The sequence below is a fragment of the Nitratiruptor tergarcus DSM 16512 genome, from assembly GCF_027946175.1.
Taxonomy (GTDB): Bacteria; Campylobacterota; Campylobacteria; order Campylobacterales; family Nitratiruptoraceae; genus Nitratiruptor; species Nitratiruptor tergarcus.
Genome location: NZ_AP026671.1, coordinates 1,259,683 through 1,286,480 on the forward strand (window position 1 = coordinate 1,259,683; position 26,798 = coordinate 1,286,480).

Below are 26,798 nucleotides of genomic sequence, written 5' to 3' on the forward strand. Positions count from 1 at the left end.
CCTTTAGATAACTTTTTGTATAATATATCAAATAAATGTGAGGCGATTGTGAAATGAGCAAACATCTAATTACTACCAAAGATCTCAAGAAAGAAGAGATTGAAGATATTTTCAATCTTGCTACACAATTTTTACAACCCCCTTATGAAAAACTCTTGCAAGATAAACTCATTATAACTATATTTTTTGAAAACTCTACCCGTACAAGAAGCAGTTTTGAAGTAGCTGCTAAAAATCTTGGAGCACAAGTTGTCAATCTTGATGTGACTCGTAGCAGCACAAAAAAGGGAGAAACACTCTTTGATACTGCAGCAAATCTTGATGCTATGGGGCCAAATGCTATAGTAGTACGCCATAAGCATGCAGGAGCTCCCGCTCTCCTTGCTCGCCATGTGAGCTGCTCACTCATCAATGGAGGAGATGGGGCACACGCCCACCCCACACAAGCCCTTCTCGATCTTTTCACACTCAAACAACATCTAGGCAATGTGCAAGGGAAAAAGATAGCGATTGTGGGAGATATTAAAAACTCCCGTGTAGCCAACTCCAATATAGAGCTGCTTACTCGTTTTGGTATGGAGGTGATATTGGTTGCGCCTCCACACTTTTTACCTCCTACATCTCTTCGCACTTCAAGTAGTCTCCAAGAGGTCATAGATGAAGTAGATGCTATTATGAGCCTGCGTACACAAACAGAGCGACACAAGTATCCAATCTATGCTTCACTACGTGACTATGGGAGCGATTTTTGTATCACAAAAGATCTCATTGGCGATCGTGATATTCTTATCCTCCATCCAGGACCAGTCCACCGAAATATCGATATAAGCGACGAAGTTCTTGCAGATCCTCGATGCAAAGTACTTGAGCAGGTAAGAAATGGAGTAGTAGTGAGGATGGCGATTTTGGTAAAACTGATACATGGATAGACTCTCCTATTATGCGAGCAAAAATATCCCTTTTTTGTTTGTTATCGACTATAAAAAGGAAAATGTTTTTGCCAAGCCTCTAGCAGAGTTACAAAATATCTATTTTAAAGTTCCCAGCTTTTGCAACTACACACTTCCCCCTAAGCGCTATCCTAAAATCTTAAAAAAAGAGCCCATCTCTTTTGCAAAGTATCACAAAGCATTTACCTATGTGCAAGAGGAGATAAAAAATGGAAACACCTACCTCCTCAACCTCACCTTCCCTACTAAAATCGCTACTGATAGCACACTCCTAGAGATTTTCTATGCCACAAAGGCTAAATTTAAACTCTACTTCCAAGATAGCTTCATCTGCTTCTCACCTGAGCGATTTGTGAAAATAGAAGATAACTGCATAAGTACCTATCCAATGAAAGGCACAATTGATGCAAATTTGCCAAATGCCAAGCAAAAAATTCTATCAAATATAAAAGAGATGGCAGAGCATACAATGGTAGTAGACCTTTTGCGCAACGATCTCAATATGGTTGCAAAAAATGTGCGTGTAAAACGCTTTCGCTATGTAGATAAAATCCGTGCAGGAGACAAAGAGCTTTTACAAGTATCGAGTGAAATTGAGGGAAAACTTGAGCCCCACTGGCAAAAACACTTAGGAGAGATCTTCGATGCACTTCTTCCTGCTGGAAGTATCACAGGTACTCCTAAAATTTCTACATGCCATATCATTGAAAAAGCAGAGCAGTATGCAAGAGGATTTTATACAGGAGTTTTTGGCTATTTTGATGGAAAAAGTCTCGATAGCGCAGTTATGATACGCTTCATTGAAAAAAGCCCAGGGGGACTTGTTTATAAAAGTGGTGGAGGTATCACCATTGATAGCGATGTAGAAGCTGAATATAAAGAGCTACTTGACAAAATCTATTTACCACTCTAATTTGCATCTATTTTTTTATGCAGACATCGCTTTGCAACATCTTTTGCCACCATCGCATAGAGGTTTTGCAATGCGCTATCAAAAGTCTGCTGGATATTTTCTTGGAGATCTTTTTTTACTACAAATTTTTTATCAAAATAGTATCCCTCAATGACGAGATGATTTGCATGTATATAGATCGCATCTACATGTAATTTGACAATACAACGTGGTACCTTATCCCCTTCCCAAGGGTAGTGCAATACATTCTCATTTCCTAAGTAACTGTGCAGATATGCAATAAGTCTCTTAGTTAAAAGTTCATCTGGCTCGCCAGCTAACGCAAAATCAATAAATCTCTCACTCTCTTCCCGCACTAAAATTTTATCAATAAGAAGATAATCTGGTAGTTCCACATCTGCTACGCCAATAAAAATTTTAGTATGATAATGTGCAGTTGTTTCAAAATATGGCTGATGGTAGACTTTTTGCGCACATCCTATCATTAAAAATGCAATAAGCCATACAAAACGCATCTAATCTCCAAAAATCAAAGCATTTGGTTTTTTATCTAATTTCAGTAGTACCTTACGCAGCGCCTTACTAGCTCTATCAATATCTTCAAGAGTTTTTGTAAGCTGCTTTTTAAATAAGGAGTTATTGGAGTAGCTTTTTGCTAGGGTTTCATACGATTTAAGTGTATGTTGTAAATCTTTAAGAAGTGTGTGAAGCTCTTTTGGCAACGCTTTGGTTTCATTTGCATCTAACAGTTTTGTCACTGCATCAGAACTTTTACGCAAAGAGAGAAGAGTCTGACGAAGAGGCTCACTATTTTTTTCTAAAAGATTTGAAAATGCATTTATACTATGCTCTATTGGGAGTTTTTCAAGTTTTGTAAGTAGAGATTGAATCTGCACTATGAGACTATTTTGCTCTACAGGCAAAGTAGGTAAGAGATAGAGATTTGTGTCTATCTGATGCAAAGCACCTGGCTTTTTATCGAATACGAGATTAACGAAAAGCGTTTTTGTTAAAATATTTGATTGTTCCAGTCTTGCTTTAAGACCATTTTTGACAGCCTCTTCAAAAGGTCCAATGCCTTCTTTGGAAGTCTTTTTAAATGCTGCTACATCGATAGAGGCTATGACTTCTGAATCTATCTCTCCTCCCTTCACAGAAGCCTTTATATCTTTAACGCTCCCTATTTCAAAGCCCTTAAATTTTACAGGAGCACCTTTTTGCAAATAACCTACCCCTTTGTTAAAACGCAGAAGAAAATTGCGATAATCAGTTTGAGAGACTCCTAACTTCTTATGGAGTGCGCTCTCTTTACTTGGATAGAGCCATAAAGGATGATGCAAATCTATCTTTTCATGCAGCTTGGCAACAGGAGTAAAAAACTCCACCCCTCCAATGAGCAGTTGTGATAGAGTACCAATATTAAGATTGATACCATTGGCAGCAAGATTGATATCGACACCTCTGATATTCCAAAATTTTGTAGAGGAGTTGATATAGCTATCATACGGCTTTTTAACAAAAATATAGATATTGACAAACTCTCCACTCTTATCAAGCTCTACTTTTTTAATACTTCCTACTTCAAGATCTTTAAAATAGACAGGAAGTCCAGGAGTCAGTGTATATGAAGATGAGGATTTGAGCCAAAAGTTACGTCCCTCTTGCAAGATAATATCTAGAGGAGCTTCATCCAAACCTTGAAATTCCACCTTCTTTTTTCCTCCAACCTCACTCGCCATCTGGATGTAAGAGCCACTCACTAAAGCATCCAGTCCCCGTACTTTTCCAATGGCAATCTCTGGTTTTACTATCCAAAATCGCGCCTTCTCATTCAAAAAAGGAGTAACATCTTTATTCATACGGGCATATACTGCCACTCCCTCTTTTTGTTTGAGAATCTCAATCCTCTCAACTACTCCCACTTTTACATCGCGAAACTTCACAAAAGACTGCTTTGGTTCCAATCCCCCACTATTTTTAAAATATATCACGACCTCAGGACCAAGCTTAGCATAGTAGCGATAGATCATCCACCCACCAATAAGGAGAGCTATGACAGGAATGATCCATACAACAAAATTGATTTCACTTTTTTTAATTTTTACTTCAACAATTTCATCTTTTTTCACATTCCTCTCCAATAAGCCTCTCATCAATTGATGAGGCACTGAGTATCGTCAACACTACCATTATCGCAAAAGATGTAGCCCCAACTCCTGGTATTATAGCTATATTCTTAAAATGTATCAAAGCAACCAAAATAATAACCACAAATACATCTATCAATGACCAAGGCCCTGTAATTTCAATGAGATGATAGAGAAAAATCTTTTGGCGCACGCTTTTGCAATCAGCCTTCCATAGCGCATAAATGATATAAAAAAGCACGATAAATTTAGTAAGAGGAATTATTACCGATGCTACAAGTATTATGAGAGCTACTGGATAATCACCTGCTTGAAACATCTGTATCACACCTTCAATAATAGTGCTCCCATAGGTATTGGAAAACTTACTTGTTTGCAAAATTGGATAGATATTTGCTGGAATATAAAATGCAATTGCTGCAATGAGCAGTGCCAAAGCTTTCTGGAGCGAAGCTTTGCGCTGTAAAAAAATAGTTTGATCACACCTTCTACATTTTGGCACATCTTCATTCACAGCACCACAAAAAGGGCAACGAATATATTTCATACCTCTTCCCATAAATCCCAGTACTGCTCAATTTTTATGTAGCGCGTCAGATAAATCTCAAGCAGTACAAAAAACGCCATTGCCCAAAAAGCCAGTCCAAAATGGATATGTGCATACTCATAGATTTTTACCATAGCAACGAGAATAGAGACAAAGAAGATATCGAGCATACTCCAACGGCTCAATAGCGTCATAAACTGCAAAACCCATTTAGCAAAAACTCTTTTTTTCATCACTAATAATAATGAAAATATAAATAGAGTTCCCATAAGCAGCAAAGGAAAGAGAAAAAGCACTAAAAAAGCAAAAAGTGCCATAAAAATGTATCCTTCATGGAGCAGTTGCCAAATAGCATCTAAAAGATTAACAGAAGAAAAACTCCCTGCAAAATCGATCTGGACAATAGGAAAAGTAGAGGCAATAGTAAAAAAGATAAGTGCAGCTAAACTCAATGCTAAAGCTCTTTGGGGAAGATCTGTATAATTTTTATAAAGTCTTGCATTGCAGTTTGCACAGTGTGCCTCTTCTTTTTTGCTTAATGGCAGCTTCTTATGGAGCGTTTGACATCGAGGACAGATAGTGAGATCTTTTAAGTTATTCATTTTACAATTTTAGCATATTTTAAGCTTCAAAAAAGATTCGTAAAAGTATAATTAATTAAAATTAGCGAAAGGAGCGCAGATGAATAAGCTTGAAGAAAAGATAGCTCTTTATAAAGAGAAGATGAAAGAGATCGAGCCAAATTTTGATGAAGAGCTTCTTGAAAAGATAACAAGAAGTCTTGGCCCTTCAATCTATAAAAAAGATTCTGAAATAGTCTCTTGCTCAAGCGAGAGTGAACTTGAACGAGTACGCAAAAATTTTCTTAAAATGAAACTAGGTCTTGATAAAAGTGATGAAGAGCTTGATAAGGCTATCAAAGAGGTTTGTGAAAAAATGGGAAGCTCTAATCGCAATAAGTATCGTGCACTTTTTTACTACTTTCTTGTGAAAAAATTTAATAAAGAGTCCCTCTATATCTAATGCAAGAGCTTTTTGAAAAACTAGGTCTTTTTTACCTTGGTAAGCAAGTAGATCAAAAAGGGGAAGAGACAGGACTATTAGAGCTCATAAAAAGCAAAGATTTTACCACCCACGCCGCTATCATCGGCATGACAGGTAGCGGCAAAACCGGTCTTGGTATCGGGCTCCTTGAAGAGGCTGCAATCGATAAGATCCCAGCTCTCATTATAGATCCAAAAGGTGATATGGGCAATCTGCTCTTAACTTTTAAGAACCTCTCTGCTAAAGAGTTTGCGCCATGGGTAGATCCACTTGAGGCACAAAAAAGCGGTCTTAGCATCGAAGAGTATGCTGCAAAAATTTCTTCTATGTGGAAAGAGGGGATAGAGAGCTTTTACCAAGACGCATCGCGCATAAAGCGACTGAAAAATGCTGCCGACTTTACAATATATACGCCGGGCAGCAGCGCAGGTGTACAACTCTCAATTCTCTCCTCTTTTGATGCACCAAGCAAAGAGATACGTGATGATATCGATAGCTATAGCTATCTCCTCTCATCAAGTGCCAGCTCACTCCTTGCACTCCTTGGCAAAAATCAAGAAAAAGCTTCAAATGAATTCATACTTCTATGCAATATTCTCGATTTTTACTGGAAAAAAGGGGCAAGTATAACTCTTGAAGAGCTTATCGCCAATATCATTAATCCCCCTTTTAAAAAGATAGGAGTCTTACCTCTCGAGGGATTTTATCCAGTAAGGGAGCGCACGCAATTGGCTTTACAGCTCAACAATCTCATCTCTAGCCCTTCTTTTAGCAACTGGATAGTGGGAGAGCCTCTAGATATTGCAAAACTCCTCTACACTGATGAGGGAAAACCGCGTCTGAGCATTATGTATATTTCCCACCTCAATGACAATGAACGTATGTTTTTTGTCACTTTCTTGCTCAATAAACTCATATCCTGGATGCGCACGCAAAGTGGAACATCTACCCTTCGAGCGCTTCTCTATATGGATGAGATTTTTGGCTATTTCCCTCCAAATGCAAATCCTCCATCCAAAGAGCCGATGCTGCTTCTTCTCAAGCAGGCACGTGCTTTTGGTATAGGAGCAGTGCTCTCTACTCAAAACCCAGTAGATATCGACTACAAGGGTTTGGCAAATATCGGTACATGGTTTTTGGGAAGATTGCAAACAAAACAGGATATTGCCCGCGTCATTGATGGACTTTTAAAAAATAGTCCTGATGCACTCGATAAGCAGACCATAGAAAAGATTTTATCCAATCTTCCAAAACGCACATTCTTGCTGCGCAGTATCCACAAAGAAAATCTTGAGATATTCAAAACTAGATGGGTGCTCAGTTACCTCAAAGGACCACTGAGTAAAGAGGAAGTGGCAAAACTGATGGCTCCTAAAAAAAAGCAAACAGACAGAACCACACAACAGCAAAAACAAAAAATCACTCATACCCCTTCTCTCTCTCTCAAAGCCTTAGTACCTCAAGGAGTTACACAACTCTTTGAGATCTACAATCCAGGTGTAGCATCTTTTAACTTTTTACCCTTTATACGTACACAAGCAACACTGCACTACTATAGTGCCCCAAGAGGTATAGATTTTACTCAAGAGCTTTGCTATGAGTTTGAGGCAGAAAATATCAGCCTTGCAGATACAGAGCCATGTGATGCAAAAGAGTTGAGCACACAAGCTCCATCAAATGCTATGTATGCAGATCTTCCATCAGAACTTTTACAAAAAAGTGGGTGGACAGCTCTTAAAAAAAGATTGCGCGATGAGCTCTATCTCAAAAAACGCCTTACTCTTTACAAAATACCCAAACTTGGTATCGAATCACATCTGGATGAATCTCTTGAAGATTTCCAAGCAAGAGCAAGAGCACTTTTACGCGATTTACAAGAGCAAGAGAGAAAAGATCCAAAAACGCTACGATAGTAAACTCAAACGCCTCCATCAAAAGCTTGATCGCCTCTATGAGAAACTGCAAAAAGAGAAAGAGGAGGCAAAAAGCAAAACAACAGATACTATCATATCCCTTGGAATGACACTGCTTGATTCTCTCTTTGGGCGCAAAAGAGTAAAAAGTTCAACCATCTCTAAAGCTGGCTCAACACTCTCTAAAGCAAAACGGGCATACAGTGAGTATGATGACATAAAGATAGTAGAAAAGCGTATAAAAGATCTAGAAGAGGAGATAGGAACGCTTCAAGAAGAACTTGAAAAAGAACTAGATAAGCTTGAAGAAAAATATACGCTGCAAAACTATTCACTCAAAGAGTTCTACATCAAACCACGTAAAAACGAAATCAAAATTAATCTGCAGCTTGTGTGGAAACAGGCCTAAGGCCTGCTCACTACACCCATAAAAAGAGGTGTAAGGGTTTTATTGTGCACAATCATAAAAACAAAAGGTTTGTCGCAATAGAAAGTATAAACAGGTGGTATCTGCGCTGATGTCTCTACTATAGTAGTGGCTGTGGCTGCTGCGGCTTCACTTCCCTCTTCTGTTACTTCAATGAAAGTTTTGTGAAAGATACCACTTACAAAAAGATTTGCATTTGGATTGATAGGCTTGCCAAGTAAAGAGAGGTCAGCACGTACAGGATCAAAAATATCTACAATACCCAATGCTTGCAACTCTTCAACAATATTTTTTGTCCCCCAAGTGAGTTTAAATTTTGGCATTTTAAACAGTACATCAAACATCTCTCTTTTTGTACTATTAATTTGCTGCATAGATGTTTTGGAGAGATTTTCTAAAAGTCCTTGTATATTAAAATCTTCATTTGGCAAAAAGAGCCACATGCTCAGCTCTGCATTTTTATAGGGCAACTCTAGCGCACGAAATCCATCCATTTCACTAACATTAAAATCACCCTCCATATTCATCATATCCACTTGGATACTCTCTTGCGATGCAACATAAAAAGGCTCTTTTTCTGTTTTTGTTTTATTGAACTCCTTTTGCCATTTGCCATAAAAATAAAGGGCATTGACAAGCACCATTCTTGTATCTTGTTGTACTGATCCTTGTGGTAAGAGGTCTTTGATCTTCTCATGCGTCTTCTCTTCAACCCAACTATTTATCTCTTGGCGTACCTCTTCGCTTTTTTCTAAAAAGTTTGCACTATAAATGGAAGCATCAAAGAGATCCTCTATCAAATAGCGATAACTTTTATAAAGATGAAATTTTTGCTCTACCCATGCAGCATTTGCAACAGCCAGTGTAGCATCACGAACCTGCAGCTGCTTTTGCAGCTCTTCATACGAATCGCCAATGGCAAGATTTGATGGATAGTCTAAAGCTTTTCTTATTTGCGTGCGACTCTCATCATGAGCTCCAAAGTAGAGCATATCCAACACCCCTACAATACTAAAAGGAGAGATAAAAAGATTTTGCCCATCGTAAAGCTTTTGTGTTAGATGCATGCCAAATTGATAGATAGATGTTGCAAGTTTTGTTCTGTTTGTCTCTTTGATATTTTCACATGATCCACTATGCAAAAAGCGAGCCTGTGAATCTGCTTTGAGTACACAGTAGTTGGGATATGTCTGTTGTAGCGGTTCACAAGGTGTTGTAATGCATTCAATCTGCTTCAACCCACATACTGGTGCTTGCGGTTCATCATCACAAGAAGTTATTTGCTGCAGTAAAGCTACATCTTCTCTGTTGCCATAATCAAAGACCACTTTTTGTGTATCTTTACTCACTGCAAAAGCAGCTATGTAATATGCCATGTCGGCAGTGCCAATCTCTGGTCGTATAATTTTTACTGGGATCTTTATCACACCACCAAAAAATTGTGGATCCTTAAAAATAATGCGATTTGAACCGCTTGTTTGCACTATTTTATACAAAAGCAGCTTGTAACTTGTAAAATCGATAGGATAATCAAACCCTGCATCTTTTGCCTCTTGGTAGTGAGTAAATACCTGAAACTTTGGCAGATTTCTATATTCGTGATTGCGTTTTAATCCCAAATATTTAATAAAGCCTTGAGAGAAACTTATCGAGTTTGGTAAAAGCGTGTAATTAAAAAATCCTAAATCTTCATAGCGAAAAAAGTCTCCTGGCTCCACTGGAAGCAATCTATATACTCTCTTGTTTTTTGTGTCTGCAGAAATAGCAATAAAATCAAACCGCGTATCCCCATCATTATCAAGATCTCCAATGTAGTAAAAAAGCCACACTGGTGGAGTATCGCAAGAGAGATTTATCTTTTTCCAGCCAAAAACATTAGTTCGGCTTGGCGTTACACCATGCAATCTATAGCAGTTTCCTCTGGGTGTCTCATAAACCCAGTTATAGGCACTATTTTGAGAAGTTTCGGGATAAAAAGCAAAATATTTGAATTTCCCAGAAAGATTAAAACTCCTATATTGTAAACTTAAAGGATGAAATTCAGCAAATAGCGAAAAAACCAGCACAAACAGTAACCATAAATGTCTCATGGAAGATCCTTCTTTGGTAGGGTATACAAGATTATAACTATATAACTGTTAGTGGAGAGTTATAAGAGAGACAAATAGTGAGATTTGGCATTGGGAAGCAACCCAACACCAAAATCTGCAGCACCATTACAGAAGTAGCGACTCAAAAGAGTTACACTTCCTTGAAGTAAATAATAGCAAAAATTTTGTTAAAAGTATGTTAATGAAGGGAGATTTGGATAGTATGTGTAGATTCGATACATTCTGGTGGAGGTGTCGGGAATCGAACCCGAGTCCGGAAACAACCGACCATAGGCCTCTACGTGCGTAGCAGCGCTGATTGATCTCGACTACTACAGGCTCAGCGCCCGAAACCTGCAGTAGTCCAGCCTCAAAGTGTCGATAAGCGGCTAGGCAACCGCTTATCCAAGCCCTCTTGCATGTGACCCCACAAAATCCTATCCCAGAGGGCAGGGATAGGTGCGAGGGACCGTAAGTTTCTTAACTTACGCAGCTACTGCGTAAGCCGGTCTGTAATCTGTATTGTTTGCGTCTATTTTTTTGAGGAGTTTTTACGGCGTTCCTCAAGCCGGCACGCAGCCTATGACCGACTGCTCCCGTCGAAGCCATGTCACCCCCATACTATGGGGCAACCAGCCTAGGAGTTGATTAATTCCTTAATCTTTCCTGAAAGCTCGGCTATTTTAGCAATTTTTTGGCTATTTGTCAAGGCTTCATCTAGTAAAATTTTTACAAAAGCACTTCCAACAATAACCCCGTCTACATCTTTTGCTTTCTCTTTTGCTGTCTTTTCATTCACGCCAAACCCTATATAGACTGGAGTTTCGGTAGTCTCTCGGATCCATGCAATTATTTGAGAGAGATCTTCACTCTTTTGTGCTCCAGTAATTCCAGCATATGCAACAAGATAGATAAATTTCCTCGCATCTTTGCAGATAATTTCAATACGCTCTTTTGTATCTGTTGGTGCAACAAAATCAATAAGTGCAATACCCTTTTCATCAAAAAGTGGTTTATATGCAATCGCCTCTTCATAAGGAAGATCTGGAATAATAAAACCACTTGTTCCCAACTCTTTTGCTTCATCTATGCTTCTTTGCACACCTCTATGGTAAAAAGGATTGAAATAACCCATCCACAATGTATCCACCTCGTTGGCTACAGCGCGTGTAATATCGAGTACATCAGCAAATTTAAACCCCTTTTGCAATGCCCTCATATTTGCCTCTTCGATCACAGGACCATCGGCGACAGGGTCGCTAAAAGGAATACCCAGTTCCACACTATCAAGCCCCTTTTCTTTCATGGCCAAAATGAGATCGATAGTAAAATTCTTATCGGGATATCCACTTGTTATGTAGCCTACGAGTCTCTTCACTGCAATCCTTTGCTTTTTGATTGTAATTATACACTTTTTTTGATAAAATGAATTTAGTTCACAAAGGGGAGGATATGGCGAAAAAGCACACAATTGATACTATCAAAGCTGCTAAAAATAGTGAAAAACTCGTCATGATTACTGCATACGATGCTCTTTTTGCAAAGCTTTTTTCACCTTTAGTAGATATGATCTTAGTAGGTGATAGCCTCAATATGATTTTTGCAGCCAAACCAGATACCCTCTCTGCTTCAATGGAGCAGATGCTCTATCATACCCAAGCTGTATGTGCAGGCGCGCCTGAAAGTTTTACTATTTTTGATATGCCTTATGGCAGCTATACGAACAAAAAAGATGCGCTCAAAAATGCTATAAGAGTCTATCAAGAGAGTTATGCTGATGCAGTAAAACTAGAAGGCGGTAAAGAAAAGTGCCATATTGTCTCCCATCTTACCAAAAATGGTATTGCTGTCATGGGTCATATCGGGCTCTTACCACAGCATGTGCGAGGAGCAGGCGGATACAAAGTAGCAAACAATAAAGATAAACTCATAGAAGATGCAAAAGCACTCGAGGATGCAGGAGTATTTGCCATTATTTTAGAGGGCGTTAAAGCTGACATTGCCAAAGATATCACTGCAAGTGTAGAAGTTCCTGTCATTGGTATAGGAGCTGGAAAAGATGTCGATGGACAAGTACTTGTATGGAGCGATATGCTAGGATTTTTTGAAGATTTCAAGCCAAAATTTGTCAAGCGCTACCTCAATGGGGCAAAACTTGTCAAAGAGGCTGTAGCGGCGTATGCGCAAGAGGTCAAAAACGGTAGATTTCCTACAAAGGATTATAGCTACTGATGGAACGTATAATAGAAGTAGAAAAATTTAGTGAAGAATCAAGCTTTGAAAACAGACTGCGACCCGCTACGTGGAATGAATATATTGGTCAAGAAAAGATCAAAAAAAATCTCAAAGTTTTTATTGAAGCAGCAAAGAAAAGAGGTGAAAGCCTCGATCATATCCTCTTTTTTGGTCCGCCTGGACTTGGTAAAACCACACTTGCTAATATCATAGCAAGCCAGATGCAAAGCAATATTAAAATCACAGCTGCCCCGATGATTGAAAAGAGCGGTGACTTGGCAGCAATCCTTACCAATCTTGAAGAGGGAGATATCCTCTTTATTGATGAAATTCATAGACTCTCGCCAGCAATTGAAGAGATCCTCTATCCAGCTATGGAAGATTTTAGACTCGACATTATTATTGGAAGTGGTCCTGCAGCACAGACTATCAAAATCGATCTACCTCGTTTTACTCTCATAGGTGCAACAACACGTGCAGGAATGCTTAGCTCTCCTTTGCGCGATCGTTTTGGGATGCATTTTCGCTTAGAGTTTTATACTCCCGAAGAACTCTCTCGTATCATTGATAATGCTGCAAAAAAACTTGGCAAAAGTATTGAAGAAGACGCTGCAGTTGAGATAGCAAAACGTAGCCGGGGTACTCCTCGAATAGCTCTACGCCTCCTCAAACGTGTAAGAGATTTTGCAGATGTAGCCGATGAAGAGAAAATCCTCCATAACCGTACACTTGAAGCACTGGAGGCTTTAGGAGTAGATGAGCGTGGATTTGATGAATTGGATCTGCGCCTTCTTAAGCTGCTTGCAGAAGCAAAAGGCAAACCTTTGGGTCTTAGTACTATTGCAGCAGCTTTAAGCGAAGATGAAGGCACTATTGAAGATGTGATTGAACCATTTTTGCTAGCCAATGGTTTTATTGAGCGTACAGCAAGAGGAAGAGTAGCAACTCTCAAAACCTATGAGCTACTTAAGCTCTCACCAAATATCCAATCAACACTTTTTTAGGTGGAATATATGAAACCTATCCATTTTCTTGGAATTTTAATTGTTGTCATAGGCTACTATCTTTTTAAAGTCTTCTCACCCTTTATTGGCAATATCACCATAGCCACTCTTCTTGCACTCGCTACGTACAAAATACATCGCTTTTTGCTATTAAAATTTCCAGGGAGAATCTTACCAGCACTTTTAAGCACTATAATACTTGGTGTGCTCTTTTTTGCACCACTTATCTACATCATTACAAATGCTGCTACTTTTGTGGCACAAATCGACTTTACTCACCTCAAACAAACAATCACAGAGACAAAAAAGTTGATAGAGTCAACTATTGCCTCCCAAAACTGGCTCTCCTCTATTAATATGCACGAGTATACCGCGCAACTTGATGTCAATAAAATTATCAATTGGCTCATCTCTACTGCTACATTTTTGGGAACCAAAAGTGCAAATTTTATAAAAGATACGCTTTTGATACTTATTTTTTACTTTTTTGCAAATCTCTATGGAAAAGATCTGCTCCAATATTTTCAACGCATTATCCCATTGCGTTCTGAAGACAGCATTACCATCTTTGAAAACCTTACGGGCGTAATGGGGGTCGTATTCAATTCAATCATTGCTACTGCTATTTTTGAAGGAGCACTTTTTGGAATTATTGCCCACATTTATGGATACAACGGTCTTCTTTTTGGGATCCTCTATGGCTTTTCATCTTTGATACCGGTAGTTGGCGGGATGCTGATGTGGCTGCCTGTGAGTATAGATCTCTACTTTAGTGGCAACACCTCTGGAGCTATAGTGTTGGCACTCTACTCCATCATAGTTATATCTGTTATTGCAGATACATTTATAAAACCTATCATTATTAAATATATTGATGATATCATGAGTGAAGAGGAGCACACCCGCGTCAATGAGCTTCTTATATTCTTCTCAATTATTGCAGGGCTCTCTAGCTATGGCTTTTGGGGCATGATTATAGGACCTGCAGTTATTACACTTATGATAAGTGTACTTAACCTCTATCCAAAACTTGCCCTGAAGAGTTAATTTTCTACCATATGCGCTACAAACTTGCTTATATTATCAATGATTTCGCCACCCCTGCGAAATCCTACACCGCACGCCTCAAAAGCAAAAAAGACTCCAGCTTGATATTTTCTACCTAATGAATCCTTAGGAAGTTCAACATACTCTTGATAGATAGATGGGAAGCTTTCATAATCTCCATCTCTTTTAGCCACTATATTTCCATTGGCATCGTAAATTGTAGTGTTTGCTCCCTCTCTTCCAAAACATTTTTTCTCTACATAGGAACGATCTTGTAAAGGCTCAAAAGATGTCTCAAGCAATAAAGGGTGATTGGGAAAGAGATCCCAAAGGATTTTGAGCATTCCTTTGCTTTGAAAAAGAAGCGTATAGGCAGGATTGAGAATAATTGCTTGATGATGCTTTACAATTTCAGTAAGCAAAAGGGCAAGTTCTGGCTCTTCGATAGCGATATTTTCCCAAGGAATAAGCTTAAACCAGTATTCATAACCCTTGTCTTGACAAAAAATCCCATCCTCCGAAAAGCCGACCTCATCTGCATAGCAAAAATGCGTAGCAAATCCAGCTTCAGCTGCAATAACTTCAAGAAGTCTTGTAGTGTTTTCATCCTCTAAACTTCCTCTAATAGAGCTAAAAAGAATCTTCCAACTCTGATAGAGCTCCTCAAATTGGCTTACATCCAATGTCACAAGTCGTTTAAAATTGTCACGCAAAGCCTCATAGATAAAATTAAACTGTTTTGCTTCTTCAAGTTGGTTGTATTTAAGCATTGCCCATTGCAAGATTGCAGTCTCAAACAAAGATGTTGGGGTATCTGCGTTAAATTCAAGAAGCTTAATAGGTTTACCATCTATGCCACCTGCAAAATCAAACCTTCCATACAGATGCCAGTGCACATCCTCTTCCCAGCTCTGCTTGATAAGATCCACTAAGTTAAAAGGGATCCCTATCTCAAAGAAAAGATTGTTTTTTATTACATACTCTCCAGCTTCAACAAACATATCATAGAGCTCATTTGCCGCATCTGCATACCCTTTTGCCTCTTCCTCAGTGATTACAAGCACCTCATCAGCTACATAATCACTCCCATCACTATCAGTATGCCAGACAAAGCCAATACTTTCTAGATACCCTTTATCAAGAGGCTTAATCTTTTTTAACTTCACTATCTCTACCACACTTTTTCATATATTTAATGACCACATAGGGCATAATAGCAAGAATGATCATGAAAAAAAATGTAGCATAAAGACCTATCATATGTGTATCATTCATCTTAGCCTCCAAATCCAAAAAATGATCGTTTTGTAGATGGAGTAGACTTTTTGAAAAAGCCACTTTTTACATTAGAACTCTTTTTAGGTGTCTGCGCCTTTTGAAAACTTTTCACGCTTCTTTGGTAGGCACTTGGATTTTTAAAAGTCTGCTCTCTTCTTTGCTGATATGTAGGATTGTTAAAAAGTTTGTTTCCAAGCCAGCTTCCAATAATAGCTCCTGCAGCACTTGCCAATATCACCTCACCTAAGCTCATCCCACTATGAAGCTCTGGATTAACAAGAGGACTTTGGTTTGCTTCAATCTTTTTTGCTTCTTGGGCAACCAGTTTATCAAGCTCCTCTTCACTTAAGATTCGCTCTTTGCCATTGAGTTCACGCAATATCACTCGCGTTGTACTGCTTGGATACTCTTCAGCTATCTTATACTCTCCAGGAGCTGTCTCTTCAATAACAACAAAAGCCCCCTGCTTCTTCGCAGCTTCGCTAAAAGCGTTAGTCTCTTTATGCTGCTGCTTCTCTTCACACCCTGTAAGTCCTAAAACTAGTAGAGCACCCAATCCTCCCACCATAGCATAACTAGAAACTTGTTTGAGTAACTTCACCTCTCCTCCTCAAATAGATATAAAGAATTATGGCTGTACCCATCATCGCAAGGCACAGCAGTTGTCCCATTGTCATCCAGCCACAACAGATAAATCCAAGCTGCATATCGGGCTCCCTGAAAAACTCTATTAAAAATCGAAAGAGTCCATAGAAAAATCCATACAACGCTATCAGCTCTCCATCGAAGTGTTTATGTTTTCTATACCAAAAAAGAATAACAAAAAGTACAAAACCTTCAAAAAATGCTTCATAGAGCTGTGAAGGGTGCCGCAAGACATCTCCTACGTAGATACCCCAAGACACATCAGTAGCACGTCCTATAAGCTCTTGGTTTAAAAAGTTGCCAATACGGCCAAAAATATATCCTACAGGAACAGAAACTGCAGCCAAGTCAAGAAGTTGCCAAAAGTTTTTGTGATACTTCTTTGCATAGAAATATGTTCCTAGTAAAAACCCTATTATTGCCCCATGGTAGCTAAATCCTCTAATTCCTACAAAATGACCGTTGAGAAATGGATTGAAAATTTGCCAGGGATGGGTAAGGTAGTACGATGTATGAGGATCGTAAAAGAGAATAAAGCCAAGTCTTGCACCTAAAATCACTCCCACTTCAACCCAGATAAAATAGATATCAAGCTCTTTTTTGGAAAAAGGGAGACGATCATGCTTTACAAGCCATTCAGCAAAGAAAAGTGCTGTGAGGAGTGCAAGCACATACATGATCCCATACCAATGAACAGGAAAACCAAAAATATGAAATGCTACAGGATCGAAATGCTCGTAAATATGCTGCCAAAACTCCATCTACTTCCTTGAATGAAAATTCAAGGAATTATAGCGAAAAATATTTAGGCAGCAGCTTGCTGTATCTCTTCCTCGCTCATCACTTTTTGCTCATAACTCTCCAACAATTTATCGAGCAGTTTGAAAAGTGTCTCTGAAGTAGTTTCAAGCTCTTGAAACTCTTTATAAATCTGATCTTGATGCTCAATAAGATACTCTTCAAAATCTGGTTTTTGCACAAGATCTATAATACGTTTTGAGTAGTCATGAATAGTTTTATGCGGTTTTTCTATCTGTTTATAGACGTCTAAAATACCATAGAGTTTTTTACCCTCACCGTAATACCATTTACCAAAATCGCAATGATGTTCATCTGTATATGGAGTCTCAATTTGTGCACTAAAGAAGTTGCGATATACCACTTTATTTTTATAAATAATGTGATCTAGCTTGAACTTCGTAATTGTCAGGATATTTTGTATTAAATTCGCTAGCGTGGTTGTTTTGAGGGCATTTTCGGTAAACTCATCAATGGATGTGCGAAATTTTCCAAGCACAACAGCAGACTCATTAGCAATACGCTCCATTTTTGCAGAATTATTCATACTATTTTGACTCTCTACTTGCAACTCATTAAGTACACCTCGTACCTCATCAGTAGATTGCTGGGTCTTTTCTGCTAATTTGCGTACCTCTTCAGCAACGACCGTAAAACCTTTACCCATCTCTCCTGCGCGGGCTGCTTCTATAGCAGCATTAAGTGCTAGGAGATTGGTCTGATCTGCAATATCATCAATGAGTTTAATAATATTATTAACATTTTCCGTCTTTTGATTGAGCTTTTCTATAACAGTATGGGACTCTTTTACCATATCAATGAGATTGTTAAGCTTTGTTACAATCTCATCAAGTGCATGTGAAACCTCTTTTGAATTACTTGATATCTCGTTACTATTTTCTACAATATCTTTTACCTTATCGATTGAACCCAAAAGATCTTGTTTAATAATAGATAAACCTCCAGCAACTCCTCCTCCAAGCTGCCCCACTTTGGAGTTGAGCTTCTCCTTTTCAACAAATTTCTCTTTTACCATCATATTATCTACAGAGGTATTAATTGATTGAGCAATACTTTTGAATATTCCTTGATATTTTTTTTCATCGAGTTTCGTAAAATGCTTCTGCTCTAAGCTTTTCAATACACCATTAACATCTGTCAAGAAGCCTTCCACCTGGTGCATAAATCCCATAAGATTTTCAAACATATTTTTGAGTGTTCCTGTATCATTGATGCTCACATCATATTTGAATATCCCTCCTTTGGCTTTTTGTAAAACCAAGGATATGGTATTGAGGGATTTACGAATATTTATCACACTTAAAAATATGATAATCGCACAGATGAAATTGACAATATTGAGTACAAAAATGGCATTAAATCCATTTTTGTAAACTTCAAAACCCAGCGAAATAGAAAACAGAACAATAGATATTATATTTGCATATTGGATCTTCTGTAATGAGGATATCTGTTTCATTGCCCAACCTTTTTCGTTTTTTACCATTATCGAAAAGGTTGGACAAAAATTTAAGATAAATTATGAAAACTATTTGAGGATGACTCTAGCATGAAGTGGCTGCGTAGGACGATTATTGCTTCCCATGATTTTGTGCATTTTCGCAATCTGCTCTTTTGATGCTTCAACTGCATTTTTGAGTACTATCCAGCGTACACCTTCTGTACATGGAGGGGTAGTAAAAGATCCATCATAGCGGTAGTAGTCAAGCTTTTTTGGAAAAAAATCACCAGGATTGAACATCTCTTTAAGAGGCTGCTTATGTCCTACTTTTGGATCAAGATATGTTAAAACCTTCTCTAAAGCTCTATTTTTCTTTCCTTCTTTAAACATCAAAGCAATAACAAGATACTCACCATCTTTACTTTTGTGTACAAAATGCGCCTCCATTGGAAAATGCTTTCCATTTATTGTATTTTCGCTTGGAGTATGGAAATGGTACTGCAAAAGTACAAAAGGTATTCCATCTACCACTACTTCATTTTTCCCTTGGGTTGTCACTTTTATAGTATGCCCATTGTTCACTACATTTTGGCTAATGCCTGCATAGATGATTTGAAGCTTTGGAAGCTTAGCTTCAATAAATCTTGTCATATCTACTGGTGATTGATTAACACCAAATTTACACATACGAAATTTGGGATCTATTTCACCCCAGTGCTTTGGTCCTTCGCTTCCACTATATCCCCAATGCTTATGTTCTGCATGATGCCCTTCACCACTTACTCCTGCAAAGAGCAGTCCCGTTAGAATTCCTGCTATGACAAACACTTTTTTCATTATCACTTCCTTTTTATTTTTTACAGCAATAATTATATATAGTTGTAATTTAATCCTCTTTTAAAGCTTCGGCTATGAGCTCAATTGGATTTTTAAAAATCACATCACTTCTAGCTTGTACTAATGCATTACTTAGTTGTACGCGACAGGCACTACACTCTGCAGCTACAACATCTGCTCCACTTTGCTCTATCATAGCAGCTTTTGGCTTTCCTGCAGCCTCGGCTAAATGATACTTCTCAGACTGTATGGTCACACCTCCAAAGCCGCAGCAGCGGTTAGGATCTTCCATCTCTTTGATAGTAAAGTTTTGTGCCAAAAGTGCTCTTGGTTCCCTCCAGATACCTTGCACTTTGCGCGCATGGCATGGATCGTGATACGTCACACTTGTTGGCAGCTTCTTCCCACGCTCTTGTAAAATTTGCAAAAGTGGCGTTTGCTCATAGAGCCATTGAGTAGCAAGAAAGATTTTTTCATTAAGTTTTGCTGCCCTCTTAGCCCACTCCTCTTCACCTCTATTGCGAAAGTAAACCTCCCAATCGTGTTTGATCATTGCACTACAGGTAGCTTCTGGAACTATTATTGCTTCCACTTCATCTATAAAACTCTCAAAATACTCAATATTTCTTTTTGTAAGATACCCTACTGTATCAAAATCACCAGTAAAATATGCTGGAGCACCACAGCAAAGCTGCTTTTTGGGGATAAAGATCTCATAATCTAAAGCTTTGAGAATAGCAACAAGGCTATCTCCAATTTCAGTATAGTTATAGTTTGCTAAGCACCCAATAAATATTGCTACTTTTTTCTTCTTCCCTTCATTGAGATGCTCTGGATATTTATTAAGAAAACTTACACTCTTCATAGAGGGCAACAAGCGCCCTTTTTTAAGCATCGGAAGATTAAATTTCGCTAGTAACCCCCGCCCTTTTGGATCAGGAGCTAAAGCACAGCTTTTAAAGACAAATCCAAGTTTACTAAAAATATCCATCATCGTGCGGTGGCGCAGCAGCCAAAAAAAGGCTCTTTTATACCATGCAATTCCATATTTTTTGGCGATATCGGCGCGCACCTCTTCTATTACCATATCTGTTGGCAAGGAGTTAGGGCATACATCGACACAGTTTGTACACAAAAAGCAGCTCTCAAAGATATCTTTTGCGGTCTTGTCAAGCTCTAGTTGCCCTTTTTCATAATCGCCCAAAAGCTCGATAAATCCCCTGGGACTTGTTACTTCATCTGGATTTACTTGGTGGATAGTACACGTAGGAATACACTTTCCACACTTGATGCAATCCTGGCTTACTTTAGTAAACTCAAACACTTTATACCTTTTTGAGAATATTTTCATCGAGATAGTAGAGAAATCCTTGCACCTTTTTACCAGTAATCGCAGCTACCGCATCTTTATAAAATGTAACCTGCTTTATATAGGTGCTCTCATCTGCTGGTTTAGTGCTTTTATAATCGATAACAATAAAGCTATCCTCATCTTCAATCAAGAGATCAATTATACCAAGCCTCTCTCCATGCACAAAGGGGATCTCTTTGTAAAAATCTCCTTTAAACAATTTTTCAATCTTCTCTCTTGCTTCTTTTACTCGCTTTTCCAAATCATCTAGCTCATGAAAAAGTGCATACCTACTCTTGACATAGTCACACCCGATCTCAAAACTTTTATGGTAGGCCTCTCCTTTGTATATTGCCTCATAGTCGTTTGGCTTATACTCTTGCTCTTCTAAAAACTCCTGCTTGCCAAAAAACTGGAGTGGGTATGCAAACGGCTCTACTTCTAAAGAGTCTTGCGAAGATGATGCTACCTCGATTGCACCTCTTTTAGTAGTATGCAAAAATCCAAAACGTCTGCTTTTTGGTTTTTTAAGTACAATGAGTGAATTTACTGCCCGCGTAAGCGCAACATAGGCCACATTGCGCAGCTCTGCTTTCTCTTTTTCTTGCACCTTTTCTAAAACTTTTGCATACTCCTCATCAAAATACTCTCTTCCTTGCTGGCGTAACCGCAGTCCCTGCAACTTCACCCCATCATACTCAAATATAACACTCTCGCTTCTTGGTCTATCTACACCTATGACATCAAGCACAATAGTGTGGGCAAAATCGAGCCCTTTTGATTTATGGATTGTCAAAACCTCCATACCGCTACTGCTATTTGGCATCTGTGTGGTTGAGCCTTCAATACCAAGCAAAAACTCTTCAATATCTTTATACATGAGAGCCTCTTGCATCAATGCTACAGTCGATGCATCCCATAACCCGTAGCGATCACAGATTTTGCGAATAAGATGTACTGGCTTATCAAGCTCCATCTGCTCAATATCACTCACTCCAGCTACTGCGCAAAAATGAAAGTGAGCAAGAGTGTTTTCATTATTAGCAAGGTACTTGATAGCTTCAATAACCGCTCTTGCAAATGGTTGGTGAATAATGAGTTTCGATGTGCTTGTAAGAGGACGTATCCCAAAGGTTTCTTCTATAAAATCTGCTACTTTTAAAATATCCTTATTTGTAGGCACCAAGATGGCAATATCTTTACTCGCAACTCCTGCATCAAAAAGCATCTGAAGTTTTTCTTTGAGTGTTTGGAGTATATCTTCACTTTCACACACCTCTACATAGCCACCATCTTTTTTCCATTTTTGATGAAGTCCGAACTCCTCATTTACATAGGCTACAATCTCTTTTTTTGAGCGATAATTGACATTAAGCTCTTCTATATCCATACTGTAGCGCTGCGCTACATAATCAAAAAGCTCTGGCATCCCACCACGAAATCCATAAATAGACTGTTTCGTATCTCCCACATAGAAAAAACTGCGAAAATCTTTAGCTCCCTCTCCCGCAGCTATCTCATCTACAAGAGGTTCAAATATTTCCCAATCCTCCACAGAAGTATCTTGAAACTCATCAATCATAATATGTGCTAAGCGGCTATCAAGACGAAAATAGAGAAAATCTTTTTGCAATGAATGCTGCAAAAGATCATAAGTGATATGCTTAATATCGGTAAAAGAGAGGATGTTCTCTTTTTTGATAAATGATAAACGCATAGCGCGAAAACGCCAATAAAAATGAAAGAGTTGCGCGAGGAATTGAGACTCTTTATAGGCAAAATAGTCTCTGAGCTCCCTTTTGAGATCTTGAAAAACTGTTTCAATCTCTTCACATTTTTTTACTCCTGGGATCTTGCAACTATTCTCTTTGAGCCACGAACGAATACCGTTAGAGGTTTTTACAAATTCATCGATACTCTCTACCTGCTTAAAAAGCCTCTTTTTTGCATCACTTCCAAACTCTTGCACATGCGCAGCTATTTTGTGGTAAAGCTGCAGTACTTTTTGTGTATTGTCCTGTAAAGGCTTAGGAGCTTGTAATGGTAACTCTTTATCTTTTTCATAAAGTAATGAAAAAAACTGCTCCAGTTTACTGCCGTGCCATAGAGTAAAAGAGATGAACTCTTTTAATTCATTCTCATCCATCGATTCAATAAACTCTTCAAAAAGATCAATCTTTTCTGTTACTTCAAAATCGGTTGCAACTCCTCCATAGTAGGCAAATTTGCGTAAAATCTTTTGCACAAAAGCATCAATTGTCATGATCAAAAGATCTTCATGCATAAATTTTTGCAAAACTTTTTCTCTGCTTTTTAGTAGCTCCTCTTGCGCAATGCCAGCTACTTTGGAGAGATTACAAAGAAGCTCTTCATCCATGTTTTTTAAAAACTCTGCCACACGCTCTCGCATCTCGTTGGCTGCTTTATTAGTAAATGTAATTGCTAGCACATCATAGGGTGAAGATCCCTGAAAAAGCCGTGCGAGATAACGCAAAGCCAAGGCATAGGTTTTCCCTGTTCCTGCACTAGCTTTTAGTGCCAATAACTCTCTCATACTTCACCCTTGCAGCCAAATTTATATGGACAGTAGCGGCATACATCTCTCTCTTGGCTCTTTACTGTCTGCGTGCAGATTTTATCGAGTGCATTTTTGAGTTTCTCTTTGCTGTGCGTAGTATCGAAACGTTGAAGTTTCGTATTGCGCAGATCCCAAAAGTAGACTCTCTCTGTTTGCCAGATATAGGCATAAAACTCCGCTTGAAGCTTTGCAGCATCCTTGTTGTAATCATTGAGATAGTTTGAGGTTTTGTTTGTTTTATAATCAAATATATAGACTCCATCATCCTTTTTTACAACCCGATCTGCTCTAGCAAAAAGCTCTACGCCCTCCAATACTCTACTTTTTTGCACCTCTGTCTCCACTTCACCTTGCAAGTGAATAAAATCCTCTTGGGCAAATTTCTGAAGAGGTTTATACCACTCAGTAGTGAGCCTATATCTCTCGTACTGCGAGACTCCTCGTACAAGCGCTTGCCAAATGAATGCAAAATACTCCTGCGGATTTTTTGGAGATCGTTTGATAGCCTCTTCTATTGCACTGTGAATAGATATGCCTCGATACCCCACTTGTGGAGCTTTTATAGCTTTATGATAGTGAAGATAGTAGCGCAAGGGACATTTTAAAAGAATTTCTAGCATTGTAGGAGAGAGCTTAGTTGGTGGTGCGAAATCCTCTACTATTTCAAATACTGAGGGCTGTCTTGTTTGGCGGTAAAGCACATGTGCAAAGCGCAAAGGAGGTTCTTCCTCTTTTATAAAAGGCAGCTCCCATAAAAATCTGCTTGCATCACTTACATCACTTTTGACAAAACTTACCGCAGCTCTCTTTGCACCCATAAGCAATCTATAGTAGTAGTGCTTTTGCAACGACTTTTTCTCTGCAGTTGTAGGCAGTTTGGCATGTTTTCTTGTAGCTGTGTTGAGAAAAAGATCCTCTTGGGAAATTTGCGGGACAAACTCTTCATTGAAATCAACGATGATTACTCCATCAAACTGCGTTCCTCTGCTCTCCAATACCTCCATAACAGTGACTTTTCCACCTCGTATATCATCAAAGCTCAAACTTTGCAGTCTTTGGAGCAGCAACTTTACAACAAACTCCAAAGAGATATCGATCTTTTGCATAAATCTATCAAAACGGAAGAGATCCTCTTCAATGACTCTCTTCTCTTTATCACTGGCTTTTGCAAAAAGATAGCTTTGCAGTTCGCTCCAGGAGCTTATCTTTTTAAACTCCTCAATATCTTCATCTGTAAGTTTTGCACCATACTCCTCTTCATAAAGATAGATATATCGATAGAGTGCTTCAAGCTTACGATAGAGTGGAGAGTAGATAAAGCTCTCTCCCATACTGAAATTGAGGTTTTCCAATCTATCAAAACTCTCTAAAAACTCCTTAAAATCTGCCTGTGGTAAAATGACAACAATATTTTCTGGCTTGATACCACTGCGTACAAACTCTTCAATCTTTGCAAAAACATAGTTACACTGCTCAATGCGCTCACTAAATGCAGAGTATTCGATCTTTTCTAACTTTGGAAGCTCTTTTGAAGAGTGTATTACACTCTCTTTTGTAATAGTGTATCTTCCTGGCTTTTGAATAGCAAACATCTTTTTAGCCAAAGGGAGATTAAATGGACTTACCAAGAACTCAATACGCCAAGGAGTTGTAATTTTTGCTAAAACCTCCCTATCAAAACGGGTAAGATAGCCACTAAGATGTATCTCTATCTCTTCAAACTCATTGAAATAATCATTATTTATCCAGTACTCATCAAGCACAATAATATCTGTTAGCCCCTGAGAGTGCAAAATATTTTTATAGTTACTGCGGATCTCTTGGAGGATCGCAAGATGCTCACTATATTCTGCATAGGTATCACTGCTTTGAAGCGAATCAAAATCGACTCTTTCTAAAAACATCTCTTTCAAAAAAGCGTAAAGCAGATCCCCTTCATGCAAAAACTTCTCAAAACTCTTCTCAATACCCAGTTTTTCTAATTCAACATCCTTACATGCCTGGTAAAAATAGTAGCTGCGTAGCTCCTCTTGAACAAATACATACTCACTCAGTATCGCTCTATCAAGGAAATCACCGATTGTCAGCAGCTTTGGCAAAAGGCGCTGCGGATGCTTAGCAGCATATTGACGTAGCTCCCTTTGAGTAGTAAAGACGAGAAGTTTCATACTGTCTTGCTAAAAACCTTCTTGCCTTCGCCATGCTTTTTCATATAAGCATCAAAAGGCATAACGATATTGCGTATGAGTAATGTTCCCGTTGGACTTACTTCAATTGCTTTGTCACTTACTTTTACAAGATCTTGTTCTTCAAACTCTTTGAGTTCTTGTAAAGCATCAGCAAAGTACTCTTGAAAATCGATATTAAACTCTTTTTCTATGCGAGGAATATCAAGCTTGAAGTTTGCCATGAGCTCCATAATAACAGCTTTGCGTACTCTATCATCAAATGTGAGTTTTACGCCTCTATGGTAAGGAAGCTTTCCGCTATCAACCGCTTCTTCATAGAGCTGCATCTCTTTATAATTTTGTGCATAGTAGTCTTCACCCTCACCAATACTAGTAAGCCCTATTCCTATTAAATCTGCTCCCCCTTTTGTGGTGTAACCTTGGAAGTTTCGATGAAGCTCTCCTTTTTCAATTGCTTGAAAGAGCTCATCTTCAGGTTTTGCAAAGTGATCCATTCCAATCATCTTATACCCATGCGTTGTAAAAAAGTCGATTGTATATTTGAGGATGGCAAGCTTTACTTCAGGAGTTGGGAGTGTGGTCTCATCAATTTTGCGCATTGTCTTTTTGAGCCAGGGCACATGGGCGTAGTTAAAGACTGCAAGGCGATCGGGATCGAGCTCCAAAGTCTTTGCAAGTGTCTCTTTAAAGCTCTCAAGAGTTTGATAAGGAAGCCCATAGATAAGATCGATATTGACGCTTTGCATACCATATTTTCGAGCAAGATCTACTGCGTTTTTTGTTACCTCAAAACTTTGCAGGCGATGAACTGCTTGCTGCACCTTTTCATTAAAATCTTGCACACCAAAACTGACTCTATTAAATCCCCCTGCTGCAAGGGTTCGCATATGATCTTCGCTGAGGAATCTCGGATCTATTTCGCAGCTTACCTCAGCCTCTTTGCTCCAGTGAGGGAATACCTTTTTTATCTCTTCAATAATGATTTGGAGTTGCTCAGGTGAAAAAAAGGTAGGCGTCCCTCCTCCAAAATGGAGCTGAATGACCTCTCTTGAGGTATCGAGATGACGCTGCAATATTTGTAGCTCTTTTTTGAGATACTCTATATAGCGATCTTTTTTCTCCTCTTTTGATGTGAACACAACATTGCAACCACAAAAGTAGCAAGCACTGCGGCAAAATGGCAGGTGAAAATAGAGTGAAAGAGGTTTTTGCGAGTCTTGATTTTCTAGGCTTTGTATATACTCTTCATAAGTAAAATCTTCACTAAACTCCACAGCAGTGGGATAGCTTGTATAGCGGGGACCTGGACGAGAGTATTTGACGAATTTCTCAAAATCTATCAT

24 protein-coding genes and 1 other RNA gene are annotated in these 26,798 nt (G+C 38.7%); 8 read left to right on the forward strand and 17 right to left on the reverse strand.

Annotated elements, in window-relative coordinates:
* Nucleotides 1-53: 53 nt before the first annotated feature.
* Nucleotides 54-929 (forward strand): aspartate carbamoyltransferase catalytic subunit, encoded by an 876-nt coding sequence (locus NITER_RS06560; protein ID WP_084275302.1) that lies wholly within the window; start codon nucleotides 54-56, stop codon nucleotides 927-929.
* Nucleotides 922-1,863, forward strand: a complete 942-nt coding sequence (locus tag NITER_RS06565) for an aminodeoxychorismate synthase component I (RefSeq protein WP_084275301.1) — start codon at nucleotides 922-924, stop codon at nucleotides 1,861-1,863. Before NITER_RS06560 ends, NITER_RS06565 begins: the two co-directional genes overlap by 8 nt.
* Here the strand turns inward: NITER_RS06565 and NITER_RS06570 are convergent.
* The 4 genes from NITER_RS06570 to NITER_RS06585 are packed head-to-tail and all read right to left on the reverse strand — an operon-like array spanning nucleotide 1,860 to nucleotide 5,159.
* Nucleotides 1,860-2,378 (reverse strand): ABC-type transport auxiliary lipoprotein family protein, encoded by a 519-nt coding sequence (locus tag NITER_RS06570; RefSeq protein ID WP_084275300.1) that lies wholly within the window; start codon nucleotides 2,376-2,378, stop codon nucleotides 1,860-1,862. The two genes, NITER_RS06565 and NITER_RS06570, sit on opposite strands and share 4 nt — an antisense overlap.
* Complete coding sequence (locus NITER_RS06575; RefSeq protein ID WP_159445311.1) at nucleotides 2,379-3,992, reverse strand: PqiB family protein; 1,614 nt, start codon at nucleotides 3,990-3,992, stop codon at nucleotides 2,379-2,381.
* A complete protein-coding gene (locus tag NITER_RS06580) occupies nucleotides 3,979-4,557 on the reverse strand; it encodes a paraquat-inducible protein A (protein WP_197685293.1) in 579 nt (192 codons plus the stop codon). Before NITER_RS06580 ends, NITER_RS06575 begins: the two co-directional genes overlap by 14 nt.
* Nucleotides 4,554-5,159, reverse strand: coding sequence for a paraquat-inducible protein A (locus NITER_RS06585; protein WP_084275297.1), 606 nt, complete (start codon nucleotides 5,157-5,159; stop codon nucleotides 4,554-4,556). The genes NITER_RS06580 and NITER_RS06585 overlap by 4 nt, the downstream gene beginning before the upstream one ends.
* Before the next feature lie 79 nt (nucleotides 5,160-5,238).
* Here NITER_RS06585 and NITER_RS06590 point away from each other — a divergent pair, with 79 nt between their 5' ends.
* Genes NITER_RS06590 through NITER_RS06600 form a run of 3 tightly spaced genes read left to right on the forward strand, consistent with a single transcriptional unit; the run spans nucleotide 5,239 to nucleotide 7,923 of the window.
* Nucleotides 5,239-5,580 carry a DUF2853 family protein gene (locus tag NITER_RS06590; RefSeq protein ID WP_084275296.1) on the forward strand — a complete coding sequence of 114 codons (342 nt, stop codon included), beginning with the start codon at nucleotides 5,239-5,241 and terminating at the stop codon, nucleotides 5,578-5,580.
* On the forward strand, nucleotides 5,580-7,514 hold the full coding sequence (locus NITER_RS06595; RefSeq protein ID WP_084275295.1) for an ATP-binding protein: 1,935 nt from the start codon (nucleotides 5,580-5,582) through the stop codon (nucleotides 7,512-7,514). Before NITER_RS06590 ends, NITER_RS06595 begins: the two co-directional genes overlap by 1 nt.
* Complete coding sequence (locus tag NITER_RS06600) at nucleotides 7,432-7,923, forward strand: hypothetical protein (protein WP_084275294.1); 492 nt, start codon at nucleotides 7,432-7,434, stop codon at nucleotides 7,921-7,923. Before NITER_RS06595 ends, NITER_RS06600 begins: the two co-directional genes overlap by 83 nt.
* On the opposite strand, the gene NITER_RS06605 is transcribed toward NITER_RS06600, so the two are convergent.
* The 3 genes from NITER_RS06605 to trpA all read right to left on the reverse strand — a co-directional run bounded on the left by NITER_RS06605 (nucleotide 7,920) and on the right by trpA (nucleotide 11,409).
* Entirely contained in the window at nucleotides 7,920-10,031 is a 2,112-nt protein-coding gene (locus NITER_RS06605) for a serpin family protein (RefSeq protein ID WP_084275293.1), read from the reverse strand. The genes NITER_RS06600 and NITER_RS06605 overlap by 4 nt on opposite strands.
* A 244-nt stretch (nucleotides 10,032-10,275) precedes the next feature.
* Nucleotides 10,276-10,649, reverse strand: a transfer-messenger RNA (tmRNA) gene (ssrA, locus tag NITER_RS06610).
* Between the two features lie 19 nt (nucleotides 10,650-10,668).
* Nucleotides 10,669-11,409 carry a tryptophan synthase subunit alpha gene (trpA, locus tag NITER_RS06615; protein ID WP_084275292.1) on the reverse strand — a complete coding sequence of 247 codons (741 nt, stop codon included), beginning with the start codon at nucleotides 11,407-11,409 and terminating at the stop codon, nucleotides 10,669-10,671.
* A gap of 74 nt (nucleotides 11,410-11,483) precedes the next feature.
* On the opposite strand from trpA, the gene panB reads away from it, so the two are divergent.
* From panB to NITER_RS06630, 3 genes are read left to right on the forward strand one after another with little or no spacing between them, the layout of a single operon-like run.
* A complete protein-coding gene (panB, locus tag NITER_RS06620) occupies nucleotides 11,484-12,263 on the forward strand; it encodes a 3-methyl-2-oxobutanoate hydroxymethyltransferase (protein ID WP_197685292.1) in 780 nt (259 codons plus the stop codon).
* The gene (ruvB, locus tag NITER_RS06625; RefSeq protein ID WP_084275290.1) at nucleotides 12,263-13,270 is read left to right on the forward strand and encodes a Holliday junction branch migration DNA helicase RuvB; all 1,008 of its coding nucleotides are present in this window, start codon (nucleotides 12,263-12,265) and stop codon (nucleotides 13,268-13,270) included. The genes panB and ruvB overlap by 1 nt, the downstream gene beginning before the upstream one ends.
* Before the next feature lie 9 nt (nucleotides 13,271-13,279).
* Nucleotides 13,280-14,317 (forward strand): AI-2E family transporter, encoded by a 1,038-nt coding sequence (locus NITER_RS06630; protein WP_084275289.1) that lies wholly within the window; start codon nucleotides 13,280-13,282, stop codon nucleotides 14,315-14,317.
* On the opposite strand, the gene NITER_RS06635 is transcribed toward NITER_RS06630, so the two are convergent.
* The 10 genes from NITER_RS06635 to hemN form a co-directional block, all read right to left on the reverse strand.
* On the reverse strand, nucleotides 14,314-15,486 hold the full coding sequence (locus NITER_RS06635) for a glutathionylspermidine synthase family protein (RefSeq protein ID WP_084276568.1): 1,173 nt from the start codon (nucleotides 15,484-15,486) through the stop codon (nucleotides 14,314-14,316). The two genes, NITER_RS06630 and NITER_RS06635, sit on opposite strands and share 4 nt — an antisense overlap.
* The gene (locus NITER_RS06640; protein ID WP_269456997.1) at nucleotides 15,464-15,592 is read right to left on the reverse strand and encodes a hypothetical protein; all 129 of its coding nucleotides are present in this window, start codon (nucleotides 15,590-15,592) and stop codon (nucleotides 15,464-15,466) included. Before NITER_RS06640 ends, NITER_RS06635 begins: the two co-directional genes overlap by 23 nt.
* A gap of 1 nt (nucleotide 15,593) precedes the next feature.
* The gene (locus NITER_RS06645; protein ID WP_084275288.1) at nucleotides 15,594-16,196 is read right to left on the reverse strand and encodes a UPF0323 family lipoprotein; all 603 of its coding nucleotides are present in this window, start codon (nucleotides 16,194-16,196) and stop codon (nucleotides 15,594-15,596) included.
* Nucleotides 16,171-17,001 (reverse strand): prolipoprotein diacylglyceryl transferase, encoded by an 831-nt coding sequence (gene lgt / locus NITER_RS06650; RefSeq protein WP_084275287.1) that lies wholly within the window; start codon nucleotides 16,999-17,001, stop codon nucleotides 16,171-16,173. The genes NITER_RS06645 and lgt overlap by 26 nt, the downstream gene beginning before the upstream one ends.
* Before the next feature lie 44 nt (nucleotides 17,002-17,045).
* Entirely contained in the window at nucleotides 17,046-18,518 is a 1,473-nt protein-coding gene (locus NITER_RS06655) for a methyl-accepting chemotaxis protein (RefSeq protein ID WP_231988932.1), read from the reverse strand.
* Between the two features lie 69 nt (nucleotides 18,519-18,587).
* Nucleotides 18,588-19,337, reverse strand: coding sequence for a carbonic anhydrase (locus NITER_RS06660; RefSeq protein ID WP_084275285.1), 750 nt, complete (start codon nucleotides 19,335-19,337; stop codon nucleotides 18,588-18,590).
* 49 nt (nucleotides 19,338-19,386) lie between these two features.
* Entirely contained in the window at nucleotides 19,387-20,688 is a 1,302-nt protein-coding gene (locus NITER_RS06665; protein ID WP_084275284.1) for a heterodisulfide reductase-related iron-sulfur binding cluster, read from the reverse strand.
* Nucleotides 20,663-23,242, reverse strand: coding sequence for a RecB-like helicase (locus NITER_RS06670; RefSeq protein ID WP_084275283.1), 2,580 nt, complete (start codon nucleotides 23,240-23,242; stop codon nucleotides 20,663-20,665). The genes NITER_RS06665 and NITER_RS06670 overlap by 26 nt, the downstream gene beginning before the upstream one ends.
* On the reverse strand, nucleotides 23,239-25,434 hold the full coding sequence (locus NITER_RS06675) for a PD-(D/E)XK nuclease family protein (protein ID WP_084275282.1): 2,196 nt from the start codon (nucleotides 25,432-25,434) through the stop codon (nucleotides 23,239-23,241). Before NITER_RS06675 ends, NITER_RS06670 begins: the two co-directional genes overlap by 4 nt.
* The gene (hemN, locus tag NITER_RS06680; RefSeq protein WP_084275281.1) at nucleotides 25,431-26,798 is read right to left on the reverse strand and encodes an oxygen-independent coproporphyrinogen III oxidase; all 1,368 of its coding nucleotides are present in this window, start codon (nucleotides 26,796-26,798) and stop codon (nucleotides 25,431-25,433) included. The genes NITER_RS06675 and hemN overlap by 4 nt, the downstream gene beginning before the upstream one ends.

Excerpts from the sequence above, each read along its gene's own strand:
- ruvB (WP_084275290.1), top strand. The coding sequence starts at position 12,263 with ATGGAACGTATAATAGAAGTAGAAAAATTTAGTGAAGAATCAAGCTTT.
- NITER_RS06585 (WP_084275297.1), bottom strand. The coding sequence starts at position 5,159 with ATGAATAACTTAAAAGATCTCACTATCTGTCCTCGATGTCAAACGCTC.
- NITER_RS06570 (WP_084275300.1), bottom strand. The coding sequence starts at position 2,378 with ATGCGTTTTGTATGGCTTATTGCATTTTTAATGATAGGATGTGCGCAA.
- NITER_RS06640 (WP_269456997.1), bottom strand. The coding sequence starts at position 15,592 with ATGAATGATACACATATGATAGGTCTTTATGCTACATTTTTTTTCATG.
- NITER_RS06655 (WP_231988932.1), bottom strand. The coding sequence starts at position 18,518 with ATGAAACAGATATCCTCATTACAGAAGATCCAATATGCAAATATAATA.
- NITER_RS06590 (WP_084275296.1), top strand. The coding sequence starts at position 5,239 with ATGAATAAGCTTGAAGAAAAGATAGCTCTTTATAAAGAGAAGATGAAA.
- NITER_RS06670 (WP_084275283.1), bottom strand. The coding sequence starts at position 23,242 with ATGAGAGAGTTATTGGCACTAAAAGCTAGTGCAGGAACAGGGAAAACC.
- lgt (WP_084275287.1), bottom strand. The coding sequence starts at position 17,001 with ATGGAGTTTTGGCAGCATATTTACGAGCATTTCGATCCTGTAGCATTT.
- NITER_RS06665 (WP_084275284.1), bottom strand. The coding sequence starts at position 20,688 with ATGAAAATATTCTCAAAAAGGTATAAAGTGTTTGAGTTTACTAAAGTA.
- hemN (WP_084275281.1), bottom strand. The coding sequence starts at position 26,798 with ATGATAGATTTTGAGAAATTCGTCAAATACTCTCGTCCAGGTCCCCGC.
- NITER_RS06630 (WP_084275289.1), top strand. The coding sequence starts at position 13,280 with ATGAAACCTATCCATTTTCTTGGAATTTTAATTGTTGTCATAGGCTAC.
- panB (WP_197685292.1), top strand. The coding sequence starts at position 11,484 with ATGGCGAAAAAGCACACAATTGATACTATCAAAGCTGCTAAAAATAGT.
- NITER_RS06560 (WP_084275302.1), top strand. The coding sequence starts at position 54 with ATGAGCAAACATCTAATTACTACCAAAGATCTCAAGAAAGAAGAGATT.
- NITER_RS06595 (WP_084275295.1), top strand. The coding sequence starts at position 5,580 with ATGCAAGAGCTTTTTGAAAAACTAGGTCTTTTTTACCTTGGTAAGCAA.
- NITER_RS06565 (WP_084275301.1), top strand. The coding sequence starts at position 922 with ATGGATAGACTCTCCTATTATGCGAGCAAAAATATCCCTTTTTTGTTT.
- NITER_RS06580 (WP_197685293.1), bottom strand. The coding sequence starts at position 4,557 with ATGAAATATATTCGTTGCCCTTTTTGTGGTGCTGTGAATGAAGATGTG.
- NITER_RS06660 (WP_084275285.1), bottom strand. The coding sequence starts at position 19,337 with ATGAAAAAAGTGTTTGTCATAGCAGGAATTCTAACGGGACTGCTCTTT.
- NITER_RS06675 (WP_084275282.1), bottom strand. The coding sequence starts at position 25,434 with ATGAAACTTCTCGTCTTTACTACTCAAAGGGAGCTACGTCAATATGCT.
- NITER_RS06605 (WP_084275293.1), bottom strand. The coding sequence starts at position 10,031 with ATGAGACATTTATGGTTACTGTTTGTGCTGGTTTTTTCGCTATTTGCT.